Source organism: Flavihumibacter sp., from assembly GCF_036676075.1.
GTDB lineage: Bacteria > Bacteroidota > Bacteroidia > Chitinophagales > Chitinophagaceae > Flavihumibacter.
In genome coordinates, this window is record NZ_JAKFDQ010000009.1 from 610981 (window position 1) to 632154 (window position 21174).

A 21174-nucleotide genomic window follows, 5' to 3' on the forward strand; every position below is an offset into this window, starting at 1 on the left:
TTAGTATGGCTTAGCAGTATTGCTCAAATGCTGAGATAAGATTATGGGCGATCATCTGTGCAGACCTACCTTCAATCTGATGTCTTTCAATAAAATGCACCAATTGTCCATCTTTAAATAAAGCTATAGAGGGGGATGATGGCGGATAAGGCAGTAGATGTTCTCTAAGCTTTTTTACGGCATCGATATCAAAACCGGCAAAACTGGTTGTGAGATAATCAGGCTTCTTGGGACTATTGGCCACTGCCATTAATACTCCCGGGCGCGCTGTTCCTGCCGAACATCCGCAAACTGAATTCAGCACTACAAGGGTAGTACCTTCCTGCTTCATCTGGTTCTCAACGGCATCTGCATTTAAAAGTTCAACGAAACCTTCTTCCGTTAACTCTTCTTTCATGGGCATCACTATTTCTGCTGGATACATAGTATTTGATTTTAAGATTGCAAAACTACTGGAAAAAACATTCGGGCAACTGCTTTGGTTTGAATCAGCCAAAACGGCGGTCAATTTCTTGCGAATACGACAGAATGGCTGTTATATTTTGGATAATCACTCCAGAAATATCAAAATGGCATCTAAACTTCAACTGGTACAGGCTTTGTCGATCTCATTCATATTAAAACAAAAAAAACAAAATCTATATGACCATGGTAAAGTTAAATCAGCCCGCACGTCCTTTCGGTACTCTGCTTGACGATTGGTTTCAGGAATTTCCTTCCTTCATAGGCAGAGAAGTATCACAGGCCTTACCCCAGGCCCCGGTTAACATTGTTGAGACCAATGAGGCCTATCACCTGGAAATGATAGCACCAGGTCGATCCAAAGAAGACTTTAAGGTGACGCTTGAAAATGGTCTCCTGACCATCGCTTTCAATCAAAAGTCAGAGGAGAAAAATCCTGACCTGAAAATGATTCGTAAAGAATTTAACCTGGCTTCTTTTAAAAGAACATTCACCGTTGATGAGAAGATCGATGGTGCAAATATTCAGGCAAAATATGAAGCTGGAATATTAAAATTACTCCTTCCCAAAAAGAATGTGGAAAAGCCACAACCGCGGGAAATTACCATTCAATAATTTTTCTCACAAGCAGTTGGTTTTGGTTATACCCCGTTGTTTCCACAACGGGGTTCTTTATATTCAAACTATTTTACATGCACATTCTAACAAATTGTTTAACAGGCTTCTGTTGAAAATATGCTAATATTGCTACACTTTTCAACCCTTGCAAATAACGAACAGAGAATGGCTAATTTTCGTTTTCGGCTTCATTGGTTATGCATATTGGCATTGTTGATTACAACATCCGTACAGGCCCAGACTGATACCATTCCTAAACGGGATACTACTTTATCACTGGATACTGTTCCTGCGTTAACCCATCCAGATTCAATTCAAATAGTTGCTCCCGACACTACATTGAGGATATTAAATCTCAATCCATATATCACACTGCATGTAGATTCTGCCATCGTATATAACCTTGATATAAATCGGGTTGACAGTGCCCGTTATTTCTGGTTTTTGAAGAATGCTCCGGTAGGACTCAAGATCAATAAAGATGAGGGGATCTTAACCTTTAAAGCTGAAAAATCATTGTTCCTTTCGGGCAGGCTGAAATACGACCAGGAATACCGTGTTCATCTCGGTGTGCAGAATCTATCTGATCCCAAGGAGCGCGTGGATACCTTTTTCACTCTGCTTTTTTATAATACCGAGATCACACTTTCCCAGATAAAACCAACCATCAGCAGCACCGTTATAATTGAAGAGGGTGATACCCTTTCTTTTAATATCCAATGCGAGAATGGCAATTTCCCTATAGAATCGATTACAACATTAACCAATATGCCCATAAAGGGCTATACAGCTATCCAGAAATGCAATGACAAATTTGAATGGCCTATTCCTTATGACTTTGTAAGAGATACTGATTCGGCAAAAGTCAGGGTTTTTAATATCACTTTGATCGGCTCCGATAAGTTCTACAATCGCGACACCTCGGTTATACGTGTAGTGGTAAGAGATGCACTCAACTATCCATTCCGCCTACAAGAATATCAAAAGCTTACGAAAGACATTTCACTCTATATTCTGCAGCTGAAATTTACCTTTAAGGAACTCGATAAAAAAGTTCGCGGTACCAAAAAAACCCGCACTTCCTTTGATCTCCTTTCTGGTACTTCTGCATTAAGCGGAACTATCCTGTCTACCAGCCAATCCGAAAGTTCAAAAAATGCTGGTAAGGTCATGCCAAGCGTTGGTGTTGCACTTGTGCCGGTGAAAGAAGCTGTTTCTCCTGTTAAGACCTATGAGCAGAATTCGGCAGCCCAGGTTCGTACCAGCATTAAACGCCTTGAGTATTCACTTCAGGACAATGCACTAAGTGGTGAACTTGATCTCGAAATTCTTAACAAGATCAATAAGCTTCGTGGCGAATTGAAACAGGTTCAGGTATCATTGATTGATGTACCCATGGTTGATACAGGCAACCTTAGTGAAGAAGATCTGAATAAATATTTCAATAACCCAAAGGTCAATAAGAAATACAAATTGTCGAAAAATTAAAGATTCCCCATTACAATCTGCAAGCAAGTTTTCTTATAAGCAACCATCCTTTCTCCTGGTATCTATAAGATATTGTATTTTCCATTTGCCATCGAGTTTTACCAGCTGAAAGGAGTTTACGCCGCAATGGCTAAAAGTGGTTCCTACAAAGAATTGATAGGGCGTCCACACAGCAGCAAGATTTGCATCAATTTCTATGTTGCCATAGCTAATGCGTTCATCATAAATTTCTTTGTGAGGCTTGCCAATCGAACTAATAAATCCGGATACTTCATCTGTCCTCACAACTGTACTACCATCTTTTTTCTGAATAATTGTCTGCAGTATGGCACCTGGTGCAAACGCATGCGCCAAAAGTGCTGTATCTGACGACCTCATGCCGGTAAAAAGCTGATCAATCACTTTTTTTATCTCATTTTCCTCAGCCAACTGGGCAGATGCAGTCCATGAGAAAAACATTAACAGAAAGCTAAAAAACAACTTCATACTTATATATGTTTAAACGGAAGACCTATCTTATGGTCTGCTAAACTAAAGCGTATCATGAAAACTACTCTCAAATTTTTATCAGCGGTAATTAAGTGGTTGTCTGAACAGATCGGAAATGGTTCAGAATCTCAACCTGAATTGGTTCCGGTACCTGTTAAACAGCCTCCATATTCGAATTCCTGATCCGCTCCTGCTCCAGTACCAGCTTGCGTTCTATGGCAGTCATCGGAATAAGTTCTTCTTTAGCCAGGGCCAGGTCATAAGGTCCAACCGGAAGTAATAATTTGGCTAGTATCGGTGCTGTTTCCAGAATTATGATCAGCAGGCTGATCAGCAGGTTGGCGAGCCAAACACTTTCCTCTTTTTCGGATAAATCATGCAATGCCTTATTTCTTTCCAGGAAGCCGATATTATTTCGGGCACCCTGGGCAAACGCGGTTTTGGTAGCGTTAAGACTGTCGTTGCCCGTGGAGAGCAGCATTTGCTGAACGGCAAGCAGTGAGTCAATATTTCCAAATTCTGCCGCATATTGCTGGGCCGTTTGCTGGTAAGCCCCCATTTTGAGCCTTGTAATCGTTTCAACACCCCTCTTCCCTGATCCGCCTGTGCCATCCGCTTCCTTCACATAAGAAAGTTGTAGCCCCAGCAAAGTATCTTCCATGGCCTTACGCCTGGTTGACAGGAGGTTACGCTCTGCGGCAGTAGATGCCATTTTCACCTTGTGAAGAGAATCCTGGGTATTATTATATTGCTTAATCTTTTCTACCAGGTTAGTTTCTACCTGCTGGTTGATCTCCTTTTCAAATAATTTTAGTTCCAGCGGTCGCGCAATCGTGATGCCGATCATCACTGCAAGCACAATACGGGGGAAAGCAACTCTTATCTGCCGGCCCTGCGACATTCCGTACTTCCTGATACTCGCTACCATGAACCTGTCGAAATTAAAAATGATAAGTCCCCAGATTATAGCGAATGCCACAGCCCAGCCAACGTTTTCAAATATGGTGTAAAAGGCGTAGCCAGAAGAAAGTGCAGCGAGAACAAAGGTGGCGAGCAAAACGCCCCCCAGGGTGTTATATTTAGGATGTTCAGTTGAGAATTGCTTGAGGGTGGGTCCATGGGCACCGGCGCACCACCACAAAAACGATCCGCCTTCCCCTTTACTACCTGTAAACGAATCGTAGCCGGCAATATCATTGCCCGGGCTATCCGTGGAATTAGCCATAGTGTTGATTGTAAGGTGAAAAAACTAGTTAGGTAGAAGTTGGGATACTGCAATTAACGGTGATTCCTCGGTATTATTTCTTAAAAGAATGGTAAGGTGTGCAAAAGGCCGGAATTGGTATTTTCGCCCTTATACACTAAACTTGCAGGTTCCATCTTTCATTTTATAATTGATTTTGAACTACATGGCTAAGAATTTATTGATAGTGGAGTCGCCCGCAAAGGCCAAAACCATCGAAAAGATCCTGGGTAAGGATTTTGAGGTGAAAAGCTGCTACGGACATATCCGCGACCTGGAAAAAGACGAGATGGGTATCGATATAAAGGACGACTATAAGCCCCGTTATATAGTTCCGGATGATAAGGAGAAGGTGGTGCGGGAATTGAAGCAGCTGGCAAAGAAGAGTGAGGAGGTTTGGCTGGCAACGGATGAGGACCGTGAAGGGGAAGCTATCAGCTGGCATCTCTGCGAGGTACTCGGATTAGATCCCAAAACAACTAAGCGGATCGTGTTCCATGAAATCACCAAGCCCGCTATTCAAAAGGCAGTGCAGAACCCGCGGACGGTTAATATGGATCTGGTTAATGCCCAGCAGGCTCGGCGGGTACTTGATCGGATAGTTGGATTTGAACTCAGTCCGGTTCTCTGGCGCAAAATGAGCATGGGAAGTTCCCTTAGTGCCGGCCGGGTGCAGAGTGTGGCGGTACGTCTGATAGCAGAACGTGAGCGTGAGATCAATGCCTTTAACACCGTCAGCCATTTTAAAGTGGAGGCCTGGTTTACTGCCCAGGATTCTGGTAATAGACCTGTGGGTTTTAAAGCTGAGGGACAGCGTTATTCTAATGAGGAAGGGGCCGAAAAGTTTTTACAATCCTGTATAGGGGCCAGTTATTCCGTTTCAGATATCCAGGTAAGGCCAGGCAAGAAATCGCCTGCTGCTCCTTTTACCACTTCCACCCTGCAGCAGGAAGCCAGCCGAAAGCTTGGCTATTCTGTGAGTAAGACAATGCTGCTGGCACAGAAGCTCTATGAAAGCGGAAGGATCACCTACATGCGTACCGACAGTGTAAACCTCGGCGAAACGGCCATGGAAGGCATCAGCCAGCAGATTAATGCACAATATGGAAAACGATACTTCCAGGCCAGGAAGTATAAGAATAAGAATGAATCGGCACAGGAGGCGCATGAAGCAATCAGGCCAACCTATATGGACACCATTTCAGTTGATGACCCTGATACACGCAGGTTATATGAATTGATCTGGAAGCGAACCATGGCTTCCCAGATGGCGGATGCCGAACTGGAAAAGACGACCGCAAAGATCCTCATATCTACTAATAAGGAAGAACTTACTGCAAGTGGTGAAGTGCTCAAGTTTGATGGCTTTCTGAAAGTTTACAGAGAAGATCGTGATGAAGAAGATATGACCGAAGAGGAAGGCAGTGAGAGCATGTTACCACCATTATCGTTAAAGCAGATTCTTCCATTGCGCGAAATGCGTGCAACCGAAAGGTTCAATCGCCCTGCGCCTCGTTATACAGAAGCATCACTGGTAAAAAAGCTGGAAGAATTAGGTATCGGAAGGCCTTCTACCTATGCTCCTACCATCACTACTATCCTTAAAAGAGGATATGTTGAAAAGCGTGATAAAGATGGAACGCGTCGCGATTTCCGGATACTGAAACTGGATGACAGAAATGTCATAAAGCAGATGGATCATGAGACCACCGGAGCCGAAAAGTCGAAACTGTTTCCAACTGATCTTGGTTTGGTGGTTACCGATTTCCTGAACCAGAACTTTAATGATGTGATGGATTATGGTTTCACCGCTAAAATTGAAAATGAATTTGATGAGGTAGCAAATGGAAAACGCGTATGGCATAAAATGATCGATGAATTTTACAATCCCTTTAAAAAGGATGTTGATAATACCATCGAGCATGCAGAACGTATCCGTGGAGAACGTGATCTAGGTGTTGATAAGGAGAGCGGAAAAAAAGTTGTGGCCAGGATGGGCAGGTATGGCCCGATGGTGCAGATCGGAGATGTAAATGACGAAGAGAAACCACGCTTTGCCAAATTGAAATCAGGGCAAAGTATTGAAACCATATCATACGACGAAGCCATGGAGCTTTTCAAGCTTCCAATGACCATTGGTGAGTATGAGGGACAAGAAGTATCCGTTAACATCGGAAGGTTTGGCCCCTATGTTAAATGGGGGGAAGAGTTTGTCTCTATTCCTAAAGGTGAGGACCCTGTTACACTCGATATTGACAGGGCTGTTGCACTGATCAATGAAAAGAAACATGCTGATGCTCCTATAGCAACCTACGAGGGTATTCCTGTTACCAAGGGAAAAGGCAGGTTCGGTCCATTTATCAAGTGGAACGATCTGTATATCAATATTCCCAAGGCATATGATTTTGACAGGTTGGGACAGAAAGAAGTAGACGAACTTGTTTCAAAGAAAATCGAAAAAGAAGCGAACCGATATATTCATCAATGGCCTGCAGAGAAGATTTCGATTGAGAATGGCCGTTGGGGTCCCTTTATCCGCTTTGGTAAGAAAATGCTTAAACTCTCGCGTAAAGGGGATGGCGGGAAATATACAGAGGAAGAACTCGCTGGCATCACATTAGAAGAAGTCAAGAAAATGATTGAAGCCGAATTGCCTGGAGCATTTGACAAAAAAACAAAACCAGCCCCAGCCAAAAAAGCAGCAACTAAAAAAGCAGCGACAAAAAAAGCCCCGGCAAAGAAAGCCCTGAAAGGTAAGAAGTAAGAATTAAGAGGTAAGATTTCCTTTGGAGTTATACCTCTTACATCTTACCTCTTAGATCTTACCTGAGTTTGTTCACACTCGTGGATAATTATCCTTCCAACTCTATCCTGTTCACCCGATATTTATTTGCAGATCCCTAACAATAAATGACGGCCTTCATGCGTCATAATAATGTTGCTGATCACTATCAATTTTGTGTGAATGGAAGAAACCCGTGAAATATCTGCCCTTTTTCATCTCATCGATGACCCCGATGATGAAGTATTCACTACGGTGAGTGACAGGATCATCTCCATGGGCGCCAACATCATTCCAAACCTGGAACATCTATGGGAGATAACACCTGATGAATCTGTCCAGGAAAGGATTGAGCTTCTTATCCATCGGCTGCATTACTGTGATCTGACGGTTGAATTCCAACGATGGAAGAATCTAAAGGAACCCGATCTTTTATCAGGGGCACTATTAGTGGCGAAGTTTCAATATCCGGATCTCAATGTGAACACTGTTCTACAGGAGATCGAAAAGATGCGACGTAATATATGGTTAGAGTTAAATAATTATCTCACACCTCTTGAGCAAACAAATGTTCTCACAACCATCCTGTATAACTATTATCACTTAAAAGGATCGGAGCTTAATTATGGCGAACCGAATGATTTTCTGCTCAATAAAGTGATTGAAATAAAGAAAGGTAATTCCATCAGTAACGGTATTCTTTACCTGGTTATGTCTGACCTGCTTGATATTCCAATCCGTGCTGTGAATATCCCACGTCAGTTTATTCTTTCCTACTACGATGTAGAACCCGGGCAATGGGATCTATTACCCAACAATCCTATTCAACGTATCCAGTTTTATATTGATCCCATGAGTGGACAGGTGTTTACGCAAAAAGATGTGGAGGCATATTTCCGCCGTATATCTGTTCCCCCCACCGCCTCCTACTTCAGGCCAATGAGCAATATCAGGATCATCCAAATGCTGCTGGAGGAATTTGCAAAGTGTTTTGATAACGATAAGCAATACTACAAAAAAGAAGAACTGCTGAAACTTTCAGTTATATTAGGAGAGTAAATCAAACTCTTTTAGCATGAAAGCAGATATTGGCATTACTCCTAAAAATGCTCAGGCAGTTTCCATTAAATTGAATACTCTTCTTGCAGATGAACATGTGCTTTATATGAAGCTGAGAAATTATCACTGGAATTATGAAGGGGATAATTTTTCGGAGATGCATGCTTTTTATGAAGCCCAGTACGAGCAGCTTGCAGGCAGTATTGATGAGATAGCGGAGAGGGTTCGCATGTTGGGAAATTTCGCAACAGGTAGGTTGAAAGATATGCTGGCACTGGCCAGGCTTGAAGAGCCGGACTATACTACTGACCAGAAAGGTCAACTAAAGAATTTATTGAATGACCACGAATCATTAATCAAACAACTCCGCGCTGATATTGATGAGGTGGATGAAAAACATAAGGATGCGGGTACTGCCGACCTGTTAACCGGCCTCATGCGTGAACATGAAAAAATGGCCTGGATGGTCCGAAGCTACCTATGACAGGTAAGCTTTAAGATTTAAGAGGTAAGATTTACATTGGAGTACTTTCTCCCAAATCTTACCTCTTACCTCTTACTTCTTACTTCTTACTTCCTTACAGGTCCCATCCTTTTCTTCTTTCTCTTTTTACGAATTGGTTTGCATCTTCGAAATTGGTGATGCGCATATTCTTTGCATCCCAGAGAAGCGTTTTTCTTCCGAGGTATTTATCACCCCATCCTTTCAGGTTTGGATTCTTAAGCATCCAGCTGCGAATGGCGAGGTTTCCTATCAGAATGCTTTCAGTGAATGGACCGGCAAATTCAAATGGAGAGCTCGTTTCAGCCTTTCCATGACCTGCTATGCAGGCATTCACCCACTGAACATAATGCCCTTCCGGAACACGCTTTAACGTTGGTGCAGGAAGGTTGCTTTCCTTCATTTTTACTGTCGGTAACAGTCTCGGATTTTCGCCATAACAATCCATCAGGAGTTTACCCTTATCACCAATAAACAATGCGCCACCATCCCAGTTACCGAACGCTTCTTCCGGTAATAACTCATCAGGGCGGGCGGGTAGTAATCCCCCATCATGCCAGGAGACTTTTATTTTTCCTTTCCCATCTTTCCGCGGATAGCTCAGGTGTATGATTGATGATGGTGGACATCCATCAACATAATTTCCTTCAACCCACATATCCTTCCAGATATTGGCAACACTGCATTCAACCGATTCCGGATAATCAATAGGAAGTATGCGATAAACCGGGTCCATAATATGACAGGCCATATCACCCAAAGCTCCGGTACCAAAAGCCCACCAACCTCTCCAGTTGAAAGGAATATAAGCAGGATTATAATCTATATGCTGGGCTGGACCAAGCCACAGATCCCAATCCAGTTCTTTTGGGATATCATGTTTTCCGGAAGGCGTTGGAATACCCTGAGGCCATACCGGGCGGTTGGTCCAGCAATGAACTGTATGTACTTCACCTATAAGTCCTGCATCTACCAGTTCTTTAGATCGGCGAACACCTTCACCGCTTCCTCCCTGGTTACCCATCTGGGTGACCACTTTATAGCGTTTAGCCGCTTCCGTTAGCAGGCGTGCTTCATAGATATCATGAGTAAGTGGCTTCTGCGTATACACATGCTTACCCAGCTGCATAGCCGCTAAGGTTGCATTGGCATGCGTATGATCGGGGGTGGATATAGATACGGCATCTATATTTTTATTTTCTTTAGAGAGCATCTCCCGGAAATCGCGGTAATAAGGTGCTTTCGGAAAAGCTTTACGGGAAGCTGCTGCTGCCCGGTCGTCAACATCACATAGCCCCACAATATTTACCTTCTTTGATTTGAAGAATTCTGCGAGGTCGCTTTGTCCTTTACCTCCTACTCCAATTCCTGCTACGTTAAGTGTATCACTGGGGGCAATATGTCCTTTTCCCAGAACATGCCGGGGAACAATAAAAAAACCTGCCGCTGCCAGGGATGAGTTTCGAATGAATTTTCTGCGTGATGCTGATTTGCTGGGCATAATTACAATCGGTTTGCTTGTTAAAAGGAGATTCAATTTACACTGTAGATGGTTAAAATCAAAAGTATTATTTCATTCAAATCCACAGAACTCATTGTACTTTAGAAATAAAAATGATCGAATGGTCTGATTTTGAGAAAATCGATATGCGGGTGGGTACAATAATAGCTGCAACTTCCTTTCCTGAAGCCCGTAAACCAGCTTACCAGCTTATCATTGATTTCGGTTCAATGGGAATAAAAAAATCATCTGCCCAGATCACCGTGCTTTATTCAACAGACTCATTGGTAGGTATGCAGGTCATTGCTGTAGTGAACTTCTCACCCAAACGGATTGCAGGATTCACCAGTGAATGCCTCGTTCTTGGAATATATAATGAAAACAATGATGTAGTTTTATTGAAACCCGAACGACCCGTTTCAAACGGTCATAAAATAGGTTGATCATTATGCCTCAATCGTGGTACCACTCTCCCATTGGCATTATTCGCATAACCGTTACTGAAAGTTATGTGGAGGAAGTTCATTTTTGTGAACAGGATGATTTAAGTAATATGTCGCAGGCCAATAGCTGGAACTCCCTGTTACAGAATTGTACCGACCAGCTTATTGAATATTTTTCTGGTCAGCGAAGGCAGTTCGACCTGCCCGTGAACCAGGCCGGAACGGGTTTTCAGCAGCAGGTATGGGGTGAACTTACAGCCATCCCCTTTGGACGTACAATATCATATATGGACCTGGCAAGAAAACTGGGTGATCCAAAAGTTATACGCGCTGCTGCTTCTGCAAATGGCAAAAATAATATCGCCATAATCGTTCCCTGTCACCGCGTAATAGGAACTAACCGCGAAATGGTAGGTTATGCAGGCGGTATCGGGAGAAAGAAATGGTTACTGGATCATGAAAGAAAGATCGCCCATGGTGTTCAAACTCTTTTCTGATTCAGGTGCCCATATCACCGCCCGAAAAGGATAGTGGCAACAACATGCTCGCGCTGGAGATAATGTATACAGGCCCTTCCATTCCACCAAGGATCAGCCGTATAGGGTGCTTAACCCGGTCTTCATATTCCTGCAGCGATTGCCTGCAAATTCCGCATGGTGTGATGGGATGATTACTTTCCACCTGGCTGCTCCGGTAACTTAATGCAATAGTGTCTATCGGGATCTTGGGGAAAAGAGAAGAAACGGAAGCCAGTAAAACCCTTTCTGCGCATAACCCTACAGGAAAGGATGCATTTTCCTGGTTGGAACCAGCGAGGATCTCCCCATTGGCAAGTTTTGCTACCGCCCCCACAAAAAAATTGGAATAGGGTGCATAAGCATGTAATGTAACTTCCCTTGCTTCGGCCAGAAGCCAGGCATCCTCTTCTGTCAGTTCATCGAGGGATTGGTATACATCATAATCAAAATGGAATGCTTTTCTGGTCATGGTTATGATAAGTTATATCCCTAAGAAGGTACGCTATTTTATACTCCTGAACAACCTGTTCCAGCGGATACCATTATTCATGCTCATCCAGATGATCCAGGCCTCTCCTACTACATGGTCTTCAGGAACAAAACCCCAGAAGCGACTATCCTGTGAGTAATGCCGGTTATCGCCCATCATCCAGTAATAATTCATTTTAAAAGTGTACTGGTTGGTCTCCTTGCCATTGAGCATGAATTTTCCGTTCTGCTGTTCAAAACTATTTCCCTCATACACACGAATGGCCCTTTCATAAATGGAATAATTTTCAGGAGTGATGGTAAGAGTTGCACCTTTAGCAGGTATCCAAACCGGACCAAAATAGTCAACGGTCCATTTGTGTAATGTATCATTTGGAAAAGTAAGCTTTCCCCATAACCTGGGATCTACCTGGTCTTTACTTGTAAGCTGGGCGGTGAGTGTTTTTGCAAAGCCGGATGACTTCATTTTTTCTGCTGCTTCATGCGTAAGTAAAACCATGAACTTATTATTTCCCATTGATCCAAACTCTTCCGGATTCTCAATATCAATATTGAAATTTTCCAGCATGGATGCCTGGTCCAGTGGCTGGCCATTTGTTTCCAGTTCATAGGGCAATTGTGAATGCGGAGGATTGAAGCCGGGCTGGCTATTGATATATACCTGTCCGCCGCGAACCTCCAGGGTATCTCCTGCTATTGCTACACAACGCTTAATATAATTTTCACGCTTGTCAACGGGACGTATCACCAATGGATATGTGTCGGGATCATTTAAAATGTATTGGCGACCTATGTTCATATCGCCATTTCCGATGCGCCTGGCCTCCTGGTAAAAAGGAACAAGCGATTGGTAGGCAGGTGTATTGATAACAGTATCACCTTCAGGAAAATTAAAAACGACCACATCATTGCGTTTTACAGGGCTTGCAAACCAACGACTATAGGGAAGCTTGATCATTTCAGTATAAGACCGGGAAGACGTGCCGGGAATAGTATGATGCATAAAGGGGATGGCCAGTGGGGTATTAGGAATACGCGGGCCATAGCTGAGCTTACTTACGAACAGAAAATCATTTACCAGCAAAGTTTTCTCCATCGAACCGGTTGGAATCGTATATGCCTCAAAAATAAATGTGCGGATCAGGGTTGCGGCCACTACCGCGAAAATACCTGCATCAACCCACTCACGTACTGTTGATTTCTGGTAGTGTTTTACTCCCGCCGGGCCGATGAACCTGGTATTCTTATCCATCCCCACATAGGGAAAATAGATAAAGGGTACAAGGCAGGTAAGGGCATGCTCCCAAAAGCTGAATTTGGCAAAGCATTTGACCCATTCTATGAAAATTCCCATTGTCACAAACCATCCTGCAACCGGAATGAACTGCCAGAAGAACCAATGTTTGGGTCTTTGTGCAACATCCAACATAACCCAGGTGTTATAGAAAGGAATCCATGCTTTCCAGGAAGGAACACCCGCTTTTTCGAACATCTTGGAAAGTCCGAAAGCCGGGAGAAATACCAACAGTAATGAGATAAGGGTTATGATCAGGATTTGATACAGTGACATTCAGTGAATTTTAGATTCCGGCAAAAATACCATTCTGGAGGCAAAATGGTGTTTATTCAATCTATTTGTGTCGGATTTATTATAATTGTGACAGGCAGCGATTAAAAGATTTGTTAAGGAGGGGTAAGTTAGCATCATTAGTAGCAAAAAATGAATCATTTTACCATCAGTGATATTGAAAACCTTACCGGTATAAAGGCGCATACCCTTCGTATTTGGGAGCACCGTTATGGTGTTTGTAATGGAAAACGAAAAGATAGTGGCCACCGCTATTATGATGACGAGGACCTTAAGAAAATGCTTCGCCTTTCCATTCTATATAAAAATGGATTTAAGATCTCCAAACTGGCCGGCTTAAGTGATCTGGAACTTCGTAAACTGGCATCAGTTTACGATAAAGGCTGTTTTCATGAGAATTATATCGAACAGTTAATGCTTGCTGCACAAGCCTTCGACTTTGAACATTTTGAAAAGTTATTAAGAATATATATTGAGCAACTGGGCTTCGAGAAATCTGTTATCGAAGTTTTTTATCCTTTCCTCGAAAAGATGGGAATGTACTGGTTAACTGATAAAGCCATGCCAGCCCAGGAACATTTTAGTAGTAACCTTATTCAGAAATCCATGATGGTTGCTATAGATGAACTGCATGTTCCGGTACTTCGTGCCGATAAAAAAATTCTCCTGTTTACTCCTAAGGGGGAAGCTCATGAGATTCCTTTGTTGTTCATGCAATACCTTTTTAAACAACATGGGAAAGCAACGGTATATATGGGTGCCGAAGTTGAACTAAGCAGCATTGAATTTTATTGCCGTCACAAGAAAGTAACACATCTGTATTTTCACCTGATCACACACCTGAACAATATTGATCTGAAGACTTACCTGGCAGAGCTATCAGATAAAGCACCGGGAACAAAAATTATAGTATCCGGACCTGCATTAAAAGATGTAGCCGAGCAGTTACCCCATGGCATCAAATACCTGCGTTCGCTGCAGGAGCTGTTAACATTTGCCAAAGCGAATTAATCAGCGCTTGGGAGAAACATTGTTGATCACATCCTCTTTGAGAATTGACTTGCCTGAGAGAATAACCAATCTTTCAACCACATTTTTCAACTCGCGTATATTACCTGTCCATTCATATTCTTTGAGTGCTTCCATGGCAGGTTTTTCTATTTCTTTTTTCGCGATTCCATATTCCGCGCAAATGTTCTCAAGGAATTTATCAACCAGTTGCGGAATATCATCTCTCCTCTCATTTAGTGATGGTACATGGATGAGGATCACACTAAGGCGGTGGTATAAGTCGAGCCTGAAATTCTTTTCTTCAACTTCTTTAAGAAGATCCTTATTTGTAGCTGCCACCACCCTTACATCAACTGATATCTCCTTATCACCTCCTACCCTTGTGATCTTACCTTCCTGGAGTGCGCGCAATACCTTAGCCTGAGCACTGAGACTCATATCGCCGATCTCATCCAGGAATAAGGTTCCACCATTTGCCTGTTCAAATTTTCCAATGCGTTGTTTGATAGCTGAAGTGAATGATCCCTTTTCATGGCCGAACAATTCACTCTCGATCAATTCCCCCGGAATAGCCGCACAGTTAACTTCAACAAGCGGACCGCTGGCCCTGTTGCTTTTCTCGTGCAGCCATCTTGCCACCAGTTCTTTACCTACGCCATTTTCTCCTGTTATCATTACCCTCGCCTCAGTAGGTGCTACTTTCTCTATGGTATCCTTGATTCGTTGGATGGCGGGTGAATTACCAATCATGTCCTGCACCCTGCTAACTTTTCTTTTGAGCACTTTTGCTTCTGAAACCAGCGATGTTTTATCCATTGCATTTCGCAATGTAATTAGAAGCCTGTTTAGATCCGGTGGTTTAGAGATATAGTCGAACGCGCCTTTTTTTACTGCCTCTACTGCAGTTTCAATGGTACCATGACCAGAGATCATAATGATGGGAACGTCGGGGTTTGCTTCCCTTGCTTTGTCGAGGAATTCAATGCCATCAAGTTTAGGCATCTTGATATCACAGAGCACCACATCAAATGTGGTTTCCCTGAATTTTTTCAATCCCTCTTCTCCATCAGAAGCCTCTTCAATTTTATAGCCTTCGTATGATAAAATTTCTCCTAATGTTTTCCGTATGGCTCTTTCATCGTCTATGATGAGGATATTTGACATATGCTTTTATTGATGCGTTCAAATGTAGTATAAATGATTTTCAAAAAGCAACCTTAGTATTCATGATATATACTATCGTAATTCTACGAAAAAAATCGGGTAAAAGCGGCCTTGACAAGGCATACAAGGCGTTGTATTTTTGTTATATCCTATTGAAAGCAAAAATATCCTACTATGACTACCCTGAAACATCCTTTAAAAACAACTAAAGAAGTAAGTGTATGGCAAATGACTGCAAAACTGGTGGTACTTGCCGGCATCCTGATGGCTTATAGTTATTGCTTCCTTCTTACGGTTGGAAGTGTACTACGTTAAGCGTTCTTTTCTCAGAATTTTATAATGGTTAATGCAAAGAGGTGTCTGAATTTCAGACACCTCTTTGTTTATAAGTAATTCAATGAATCGAATTATTTTTTCATGTACATCACTTCCTTCACCAGTTTCACTGTACGTTCTACATCAGGCAGGGCAAGTGCCACAAGGTTGGGTGCATAATGCAGAGGAGCATCAGCTGCTGTAATACGGCGGATGGGAGCATCCAGGTAATCAAATCCTTCCTTCTGTATGCGGTAAGCGATCTCAGAAGAGATAGAAGCGAAAGGCCACTGCTCCTCCACAATGACAAGCCTGTTTGTTTTCTTCACGCTTTCAAGGATAGTCATCCAGTCGAGCGGACGAATTGAACGCAGGTCAATAACTTCTGCATTCACTCCTTCTTTTTCTAATTCTGAAGCAGCACCCAGTGCCACTTTCATCATTTTATTAAAAGAAACGATGGTTACATCACTACCTGCTTTTTTAACATCGGCCTTTCCAATAGGGATATAATATTCTTCTTCAGGCACCTCAGATTTTTCACCATACATCACTTCACTTTCCATGAAAATGATAGGGTCTTCTTCATAACGGATGGCTTGTTTCAAAAGCCCTTTTGCATCATATCCGTTACTTGGAGATACAACCTTCAGACCAGGAATATTGGCATAATAACTTTCGAATGCGGTGGAGTGCTGGGCGCCAAGCTGACCGGCAGAACCATTGGGTCCGCGGAAAACAATGGGGCATGACAACTGGCCACCACTCATAGCAAGCATTTTTGATGCCGTGTTGAGGATCTGGTCGAGAGCCAGAACGGCGAAGTTCCAGGTCATAAATTCAACGATCGGACGGAGGCCGTTCTGTGCAGCACCAACGGCTACTGCTGCAAATCCCAGCTCAGAGATCGGTGTATCAATAACACGCTTGTCGCCAAACTCATCCAGCATACCCTGGCTCACTTTATAGGCGCCATTGTATTCTGCTACCTCTTCACCCATCAGGAAAACACGGTCGTCGCGACGGAACTCTTCATTCATCGCTTCGCGGAGCGCTTCTCTAAATGCGATTGATCTTGCCATGCTATTGCTTTATTTTGGAGTGGCAAATTTATTGGTTCAACCTCAAATGCGCAAAAATTAGAGTCCTTAAGCGCAAAAAGTCCCGATAATCGGGACTTTTGCTAAACATTTGCCTGTATATCAGTTCAAAATTGCCTTTCTTATTTCAGAATAAGTGCGCGAATCATCCACCAATACCTTGCGCTTGTTCATCGGCAGCTTCTCATAGTTGCGAAGATCCTCCATATTCATAGTCTCTCCTCCTGCTGCACGAAGTGTTCCTGTAACTATATAATTCACTGCTGCTGCCAACATTGATTCCTGCAGATCACCCCATTGCTTATCAAGACCATCTGCTACAATTTTATCAGGTGTGAAACCATTGAAGTAGCTTCCTTCGTTGGCGCTGTTAACAAGCCTTGAAGAAACAGGGAATACATACCAGTTGCCAACAGGAATCGGGAAATATCCGACTGGCTTACCATTGGTAGTATTTGGCCCAACTGTTTTTACTTCCATATGTGGTTTCATCAGGTTGATAAGCGCTTCACTTGCCGATGCAGTATTCCTTGAAATCAGCATTACCATTTTTGGAACATTCACTGTTCCTTTTTTAGAAAAGTTTACAGTCCGATTAAACTCCTGCAGTATATCATTATATACCTGCTTGTACATCACATTTCCATTTGATGCATTTGGAACGATATAATTGGCGAGCTCTTCCTGCAACGCAACATAGCCACCCCCGTTATAGCGAACATCAACCACGAGGTCGGTAATACCTGCTGCGGCAAACTCACTGAAGGTCTGCTGGAACCTGTTCTTCATTGTGGTCTGGTCACCCAGGAAAGAATTCAGCACCATATACCCGATCTTCTTTCCTCCTGTATTATAAACTGTATCCAATACAAGGGGTTGTTCCTGGTAAGAAGTTGCAGCTATCGTAAGATCAACTGTGCTTCCATCTGGCTTCTGAAAATTGATATCTGCAGAGGTACTGTAGTAGATGGCATTAACCACAAAATCAATAGTAGCCTGGTCTGCAACATTAATATTTCGACCATTGATCTTCATGATACGCCATGCCCGCTGAACGCCTGCCTTGCCAGCAGAAGATGCAGGCTCCACATAGGTTACACGGAGATCATTTTCTGTACGGAAGAATATCCCAATTCCAAAATCGCCACTGATACCACTGCTGATATCATCCCACTCAGATTGAAGTATTCCAAAACTCCACCTGTCAACCGGATTGGTAAATCCTGGTTCCTTGCTATATGGACGGATGCCTGTCATAACACCATCAGGATCGGCAAACTGCCTGGGATTAAAATTGGCAGGGATCTGCTTGTACCATAGGTAGGCCTCACGGGCTATCATGAGCGAAGTATCTTTCACTTTATCAGCAGCAGATACTGGCGGAGGAGGCGGTGGAGTAGTATCGTCCGTTCCCTTGTCCTTTTTACAGGAACTGATGAAAAGGCCGAGTAAGAGCGATAGTGTCAGTATGCGTTTCATTAGGTAATTTTTGCTTTTCAATATACGCGTTTGTTTTTTTTATAGATGTTTTGTTGGCCCGAATGGTGGCAATACTGGCAAAATATTAACCAATTAAGGTAATTCCCTTGTCATCAGCCAATCCGTTTGAAGATCACGACCTAACATAAATGGATGACTGCCAACTTTTTCAAATCCCCATTTCTGGTAAAAACCGATTGCTCGCTGGTTATGTTCCCAAACGCCCAGCCATATCCTTTCAAATCCCAGGCCAGAAGCAAATTCCAGCAAATGCGACATCATTGCCTTGCCAACCCCTTTACCGATGGAATCAGCGATGGCATAAAAACGCGCCAGCTCAATACTGTTTCCTGCGGGGATGCAATCGGGATGACCTTCCGGCCTTTCCCTTAAACGCAGGTATCCAACAGGGCGTTGCCCATCCCATGCAATAAAAAAATGATTACCGGGGAGGAAGATTTCTTTTTCCAGTGCTTCCGGCTGCAGGTGCTCGGCCAGGTATAATTCCATATCCTCAGCAGTGTTATCGGCTGCAAAAGAATCATAGAATGTATCCCTTGTTAAAGTTGCAATAAGAGATGCATCTTCCGGTAAGGCCTTTCGAACTTCCAGCATACTATTAATTGATATTTTCTATAACCATGGCAGAAGCTCCTCCTCCTCCATTACAGATTCCTGCAGCACCATATTTTGCATTATTTGCCTTTAACACATTCAATAGTGTTACAATTATCCTTGCACCTGAACATCCAAGGGGATGGCCTAATGAAACTGCCCCACCATGAACATTTACTTTTGCCGGATCAAGCTGCATACGCCGACTATTCTCTATTCCCACTACAGCAAATGCTTCATTGAGTTCCCAATACTCAACATCCTGCATTTTCAGTCCTGCTTTTTCAACAGCTTTAGGAACTGCAAGAGATGGCGTAGTGGTGAACCACTCAGGTGCCTGCTCGGCATCGGCCCAGGAGAGGATTCTTGCGATTGGTTTCAACCCCAGTTCATCTGCTTTCTCTTTGCTCATCAACACCAGTGCTGCTGCGCCATCATTCATGGTGGAGGCATTTGCTGCTGTTACAGTTCCATCTTTCTGGAAGGCAGGTTTCAATTCAGGGATCTTATCAAACTTAACATTGAATGGTTCTTCATCTTTTGCAAACATGATGGGGTCTCCTTTTCTCTGGGGAATGGGAACCGGGATCACCTCATTATCAAACTTTCCGGTCTCCCAAGCTGCCTGGCTTCGGCGGTAACTCTCCTTCGCGAAATTGTCCTGCTCCTCCCTGCTGATGCCACAATCTTTTGCACAAAGCTCTGCTGCATTGCCCATGGCCTTTCCATCATATACATCGGTTAAACCGTCCTTGGCAAGTCCATCAATCAATGTACTATTCCCATACTTGTTTCCCCAACGCATATTCTCCACGTAGAAAGGAACATTACTCATACTTTCCATGCCGCCTGCAACAACAATATCAGCATCTCCCAAACGGATGCTTTGTGCTGCCAGCGCCAGGGCTTTCATCCCACTGGCGCAAACTTTATTGATGGTTGTACAATTTACCGAATCTGGTAGTCCCGCAAATTTGGCTGCCTGCCTTGCTGGCGCCTGGCCAAGATTAGCCTGTATTACAGAGCCCATCAAAACATCATTTACTTTGTGCGGATCAATTCCCGCCTTTTCCAATGCTGCCTTTATTGCGATTGCCCCAAGCTGGGTGGCAGAGATATCTTTCAGGCTGCCACCAAAACTTCCCATCGGTGTGCGAACTGCGGAAATAATATAAACGTCTTTCATATGCAAGTTTTCGAATTTGAATTATTAGCAAATGTAAGGAGGATGCCTGTAAAACTAACAGTTGATAGTTTCATGGTTTGTCATCTCCCAGCAGTTCCGCCATTGCTTGTCCGCCCTCCATTCTTTCGGCCACCAATTTCAGGATCGCCGCGAATGGCACAAACAGGATCATGCCGGCTGCACCCCAGAGAATACCACCAATAATAATGGCAACGATGGTCATCAGCGTGTTCAGGTTGAGCCGCCTGCTTACGGCCCAGGGAAATATTATATTGGCTTCCAGGTATTGCACGAAGGCAAAAATCCCGATCACGCCAATGGGATACCAGATCGAATTGTAGGTGACCCATGAAAGTGTAATCGGAAAGAGCGATGCTACCAATATTCCCACATAAGGAATAAAAGTAAGCAGTGCTGCAATGCATCCGAACAGAATGGCATGGGGTACACCAAGAATTAAAAGGCCAACACTATTAAGAACTCCCACTATAAGGTATACCACGATCATTCCTTTAATGAATTCATAGTAGGAATGAATGGCAAGCTGGATAATTTCGATTATACCTGTACGATAGTGTACCGGCAAAAATAATATGAGTGCTTTTACGAGCCTGTGTCGATAATACAAAATAAGAAAACTGTAAATGGGAATGAGGAATAACAAAACAGCCGACACGGCAGATGCGCTGATGGTTTGCTGTACGAGGCCAAAAATATGTGAGGTGGAATTCTTGCCGAATTCCTCCAGCCATTCTTTCTGGGTTGCTTCACTAATATTCCATTCCTGCACCAGGTAAGCTGAGAACTGGATTGACGACTGGTTTAGCTTATCTCTGAGTAGTGGCCATTCATTTCCAAAATTCTGCAATTGCTGTATTAGCAGGAATATTATCCCACCCAATAAGAGCGTAACCATTACGAGGTTTATAATGATAGCGGTAGATTTTCCTATTCCTTTTTTCTCCATCCACTTACATATGGGATACAGGATAAAACTTATCAGCAAGGCAAAGCTAAGTGGGATAAAAAGCGAGCGCCCGGTATAGAGTATTATACCTGCCAGCACTATGGCCAGCAATATTTGCAGGTACCTGGGCATTTAAATTAGTTTGTTGTGAATCT

At 43.2% G+C, this 21174-nt stretch carries 21 protein-coding genes; 9 read left to right on the forward strand and 12 right to left on the reverse strand.

The window, feature by feature from the left end; genetic code table 11:
- Window positions 1–10: 10 nt before the first annotated feature.
- A complete protein-coding gene (locus V6M43_RS11400; protein ID WP_039129215.1) occupies window positions 11–424 on the reverse strand; it encodes a BrxA/BrxB family bacilliredoxin in 414 nt (137 codons plus the stop codon).
- 224 nt (window positions 425–648) lie between these two features.
- Here V6M43_RS11400 and V6M43_RS11405 point away from each other — a divergent pair, with 224 nt between their 5' ends.
- Complete coding sequence (locus V6M43_RS11405; protein ID WP_332735331.1) at window positions 649–1077, forward strand: Hsp20/alpha crystallin family protein; 429 nt, start codon at window positions 649–651, stop codon at window positions 1075–1077.
- Window positions 1078–1245: 168 nt separating this feature from the next.
- Window positions 1246–2568 (forward strand): hypothetical protein, encoded by a 1323-nt coding sequence (locus tag V6M43_RS11410; protein WP_332735333.1) that lies wholly within the window; start codon window positions 1246–1248, stop codon window positions 2566–2568.
- A gap of 33 nt (window positions 2569–2601) precedes the next feature.
- Here the strand turns inward: V6M43_RS11410 and V6M43_RS11415 are convergent, their stop codons facing one another.
- Complete coding sequence (locus V6M43_RS11415; protein WP_332735335.1) at window positions 2602–3054, reverse strand: nuclear transport factor 2 family protein; 453 nt, start codon at window positions 3052–3054, stop codon at window positions 2602–2604.
- Between the two features lie 157 nt (window positions 3055–3211).
- Entirely contained in the window at window positions 3212–4282 is a 1071-nt protein-coding gene (locus V6M43_RS11420) for a DUF4407 domain-containing protein (protein ID WP_332735337.1), read from the reverse strand.
- Between the two features lie 184 nt (window positions 4283–4466).
- On the opposite strand from V6M43_RS11420, the gene topA reads away from it, so the two are divergent.
- The 3 genes from topA (at window position 4467) to V6M43_RS11435 (ending at window position 8625) form a co-directional block, all read left to right on the forward strand.
- Window positions 4467–7064: a type I DNA topoisomerase gene (gene topA / locus V6M43_RS11425; RefSeq protein ID WP_332735339.1), complete on the forward strand. Its 2598-nt coding sequence runs from the start codon at window positions 4467–4469 to the stop codon at window positions 7062–7064.
- Between the two features lie 201 nt (window positions 7065–7265).
- Complete coding sequence (locus V6M43_RS11430; protein ID WP_332735341.1) at window positions 7266–8141, forward strand: transglutaminase-like domain-containing protein; 876 nt, start codon at window positions 7266–7268, stop codon at window positions 8139–8141.
- A 16-nt stretch (window positions 8142–8157) separates the two neighbouring features.
- On the forward strand, window positions 8158–8625 hold the full coding sequence (locus V6M43_RS11435; RefSeq protein WP_332735343.1) for a Dps family protein: 468 nt from the start codon (window positions 8158–8160) through the stop codon (window positions 8623–8625).
- A gap of 94 nt (window positions 8626–8719) precedes the next feature.
- Here the strand turns inward: V6M43_RS11435 and V6M43_RS11440 are convergent, their stop codons facing one another.
- Complete coding sequence (locus tag V6M43_RS11440) at window positions 8720–10144, reverse strand: Gfo/Idh/MocA family protein (RefSeq protein WP_332735345.1); 1425 nt, start codon at window positions 10142–10144, stop codon at window positions 8720–8722.
- Between the two features lie 113 nt (window positions 10145–10257).
- Here V6M43_RS11440 and V6M43_RS11445 point away from each other — a divergent pair, with 113 nt between their 5' ends.
- Both V6M43_RS11445 and V6M43_RS11450 read left to right on the forward strand, forming a co-directional pair.
- Window positions 10258–10587 carry a tRNA-binding protein gene (locus tag V6M43_RS11445; RefSeq protein WP_332735347.1) on the forward strand — a complete coding sequence of 110 codons (330 nt, stop codon included), beginning with the start codon at window positions 10258–10260 and terminating at the stop codon, window positions 10585–10587.
- Window positions 10588–10592: 5 nt separating this feature from the next.
- Window positions 10593–11084, forward strand: a complete 492-nt coding sequence (locus V6M43_RS11450; protein ID WP_332735349.1) for a methylated-DNA--[protein]-cysteine S-methyltransferase — start codon at window positions 10593–10595, stop codon at window positions 11082–11084.
- Window position 11085: 1 nt separating this feature from the next.
- On the opposite strand, the gene V6M43_RS11455 is transcribed toward V6M43_RS11450, so the two are convergent.
- On the reverse strand, window positions 11086–11574 hold the full coding sequence (locus tag V6M43_RS11455) for a cytidine deaminase (protein ID WP_332735351.1): 489 nt from the start codon (window positions 11572–11574) through the stop codon (window positions 11086–11088).
- A 33-nt stretch (window positions 11575–11607) separates the two neighbouring features.
- The gene (locus tag V6M43_RS11460) at window positions 11608–13164 is read right to left on the reverse strand and encodes a S26 family signal peptidase (protein WP_332735353.1); all 1557 of its coding nucleotides are present in this window, start codon (window positions 13162–13164) and stop codon (window positions 11608–11610) included.
- A 150-nt stretch (window positions 13165–13314) separates the two neighbouring features.
- Between V6M43_RS11460 and V6M43_RS11465 the strand changes: the two genes are divergently transcribed.
- Window positions 13315–14193, forward strand: coding sequence for a MerR family transcriptional regulator (locus tag V6M43_RS11465; protein WP_332735355.1), 879 nt, complete (start codon window positions 13315–13317; stop codon window positions 14191–14193).
- On the opposite strand, the gene V6M43_RS11470 is transcribed toward V6M43_RS11465, so the two are convergent.
- A complete protein-coding gene (locus tag V6M43_RS11470) occupies window positions 14194–15357 on the reverse strand; it encodes a sigma-54-dependent transcriptional regulator (protein ID WP_332735357.1) in 1164 nt (387 codons plus the stop codon). It lies immediately after the preceding gene.
- Window positions 15358–15531: 174 nt separating this feature from the next.
- On the opposite strand from V6M43_RS11470, the gene V6M43_RS11475 reads away from it, so the two are divergent.
- Window positions 15532–15672, forward strand: a complete 141-nt coding sequence (locus tag V6M43_RS11475; protein WP_156123587.1) for a hypothetical protein — start codon at window positions 15532–15534, stop codon at window positions 15670–15672.
- A gap of 92 nt (window positions 15673–15764) precedes the next feature.
- On the opposite strand, the gene V6M43_RS11480 is transcribed toward V6M43_RS11475, so the two are convergent.
- The 5 genes from V6M43_RS11480 to V6M43_RS11500 form a co-directional block, all read right to left on the reverse strand.
- Window positions 15765–16754 carry a pyruvate dehydrogenase complex E1 component subunit beta gene (locus V6M43_RS11480; RefSeq protein ID WP_039129180.1) on the reverse strand — a complete coding sequence of 330 codons (990 nt, stop codon included), beginning with the start codon at window positions 16752–16754 and terminating at the stop codon, window positions 15765–15767.
- A gap of 120 nt (window positions 16755–16874) precedes the next feature.
- Window positions 16875–18251, reverse strand: coding sequence for a S41 family peptidase (locus V6M43_RS11485; RefSeq protein ID WP_332735360.1), 1377 nt, complete (start codon window positions 18249–18251; stop codon window positions 16875–16877).
- A 93-nt stretch (window positions 18252–18344) separates the two neighbouring features.
- Window positions 18345–18866, reverse strand: coding sequence for a GNAT family N-acetyltransferase (locus V6M43_RS11490; RefSeq protein ID WP_332735362.1), 522 nt, complete (start codon window positions 18864–18866; stop codon window positions 18345–18347).
- A gap of 4 nt (window positions 18867–18870) precedes the next feature.
- The gene (locus V6M43_RS11495; RefSeq protein WP_332735364.1) at window positions 18871–20052 is read right to left on the reverse strand and encodes an acetyl-CoA C-acyltransferase; all 1182 of its coding nucleotides are present in this window, start codon (window positions 20050–20052) and stop codon (window positions 18871–18873) included.
- A 70-nt stretch (window positions 20053–20122) separates the two neighbouring features.
- The gene (locus tag V6M43_RS11500; RefSeq protein ID WP_332735366.1) at window positions 20123–21151 is read right to left on the reverse strand and encodes an AI-2E family transporter; all 1029 of its coding nucleotides are present in this window, start codon (window positions 21149–21151) and stop codon (window positions 20123–20125) included.
- Between the last annotated feature and the right edge of the window lie 23 nt (window positions 21152–21174).

What these genes read in the sequence shown, in the direction of transcription:
- V6M43_RS11445 (WP_332735347.1), top strand. Translation starts at nt 10,258, where the DNA reads ATGATCGAATGGTCTGATTTTGAGAAAATCGATATGCGGGTGGGTACA.
- V6M43_RS11465 (WP_332735355.1), top strand. Translation starts at nt 13,315, where the DNA reads ATGAATCATTTTACCATCAGTGATATTGAAAACCTTACCGGTATAAAG.
- V6M43_RS11500 (WP_332735366.1), bottom strand. Translation starts at nt 21,151, where the DNA reads ATGCCCAGGTACCTGCAAATATTGCTGGCCATAGTGCTGGCAGGTATA.
- V6M43_RS11415 (WP_332735335.1), bottom strand. Translation starts at nt 3,054, where the DNA reads ATGAAGTTGTTTTTTAGCTTTCTGTTAATGTTTTTCTCATGGACTGCA.
- V6M43_RS11475 (WP_156123587.1), top strand. Translation starts at nt 15,532, where the DNA reads ATGACTACCCTGAAACATCCTTTAAAAACAACTAAAGAAGTAAGTGTA.
- V6M43_RS11410 (WP_332735333.1), top strand. Translation starts at nt 1,246, where the DNA reads ATGGCTAATTTTCGTTTTCGGCTTCATTGGTTATGCATATTGGCATTG.
- V6M43_RS11455 (WP_332735351.1), bottom strand. Translation starts at nt 11,574, where the DNA reads ATGACCAGAAAAGCATTCCATTTTGATTATGATGTATACCAATCCCTC.
- V6M43_RS11405 (WP_332735331.1), top strand. Translation starts at nt 649, where the DNA reads ATGGTAAAGTTAAATCAGCCCGCACGTCCTTTCGGTACTCTGCTTGAC.
- V6M43_RS11480 (WP_039129180.1), bottom strand. Translation starts at nt 16,754, where the DNA reads ATGGCAAGATCAATCGCATTTAGAGAAGCGCTCCGCGAAGCGATGAAT.
- V6M43_RS11420 (WP_332735337.1), bottom strand. Translation starts at nt 4,282, where the DNA reads ATGGCTAATTCCACGGATAGCCCGGGCAATGATATTGCCGGCTACGAT.
- V6M43_RS11435 (WP_332735343.1), top strand. Translation starts at nt 8,158, where the DNA reads ATGAAAGCAGATATTGGCATTACTCCTAAAAATGCTCAGGCAGTTTCC.
- V6M43_RS11460 (WP_332735353.1), bottom strand. Translation starts at nt 13,164, where the DNA reads ATGTCACTGTATCAAATCCTGATCATAACCCTTATCTCATTACTGTTG.
- topA (WP_332735339.1), top strand. Translation starts at nt 4,467, where the DNA reads ATGGCTAAGAATTTATTGATAGTGGAGTCGCCCGCAAAGGCCAAAACC.
- V6M43_RS11430 (WP_332735341.1), top strand. Translation starts at nt 7,266, where the DNA reads ATGGAAGAAACCCGTGAAATATCTGCCCTTTTTCATCTCATCGATGAC.
- V6M43_RS11490 (WP_332735362.1), bottom strand. Translation starts at nt 18,866, where the DNA reads ATGCTGGAAGTTCGAAAGGCCTTACCGGAAGATGCATCTCTTATTGCA.
- V6M43_RS11400 (WP_039129215.1), bottom strand. Translation starts at nt 424, where the DNA reads ATGTATCCAGCAGAAATAGTGATGCCCATGAAAGAAGAGTTAACGGAA.
- V6M43_RS11485 (WP_332735360.1), bottom strand. Translation starts at nt 18,251, where the DNA reads ATGAAACGCATACTGACACTATCGCTCTTACTCGGCCTTTTCATCAGT.
- V6M43_RS11450 (WP_332735349.1), top strand. Translation starts at nt 10,593, where the DNA reads ATGCCTCAATCGTGGTACCACTCTCCCATTGGCATTATTCGCATAACC.
- V6M43_RS11495 (WP_332735364.1), bottom strand. Translation starts at nt 20,052, where the DNA reads ATGAAAGACGTTTATATTATTTCCGCAGTTCGCACACCGATGGGAAGT.
- V6M43_RS11440 (WP_332735345.1), bottom strand. Translation starts at nt 10,144, where the DNA reads ATGCCCAGCAAATCAGCATCACGCAGAAAATTCATTCGAAACTCATCC.
- V6M43_RS11470 (WP_332735357.1), bottom strand. Translation starts at nt 15,357, where the DNA reads ATGTCAAATATCCTCATCATAGACGATGAAAGAGCCATACGGAAAACA.